Annotated in this window: 1 pseudogene; it reads right to left on the bottom strand. The window is 73.4% G+C overall.

Annotated features, from left to right (window positions below):
• Positions 1-141 (bottom strand): annotated as a pseudogene (locus KZZ06_RS23615) (amino acid ABC transporter ATP-binding protein); the annotation flags it as partial.
• Between the last annotated feature and the right edge of the window lie 115 nt (positions 142-256).

Genomic DNA, 256 nt, shown 5'->3' with positions numbered 1-256 from the left:
CTTGCCGGCGCCGTTGGAACCCAGCAGCGTCACCACCTCCCCGGCGCCGACTGAGAAGGACAGGCCGCGCACGGCCTCGATCTCCCCGTACCGGACGACGAGATCGCGGATCTCGAGCAGGGGCGTGGCGGGCGTCGTCATCGCGGGGGTCACGCCGGAGCGAGGTCGGTCTTGAGGCTCGCCGCCGGACCGGCGGCGGCGTCCTCGCCCAGATAGGCCTGGATCACCGCCGGCTCGCGCAGCACGGTCGCCGTGA

The sequence above is a fragment of the Sulfitobacter sp. CW3 genome (genome assembly GCF_019392245.1).
In the GTDB taxonomy this organism is placed as follows: Bacteria; Pseudomonadota; Alphaproteobacteria; order Rhodobacterales; family Rhodobacteraceae; genus Sulfitobacter.
Note: the sequence above shows the minus strand (reverse complement) of the source record. Positions and strands in the feature narration are given on the sequence as shown.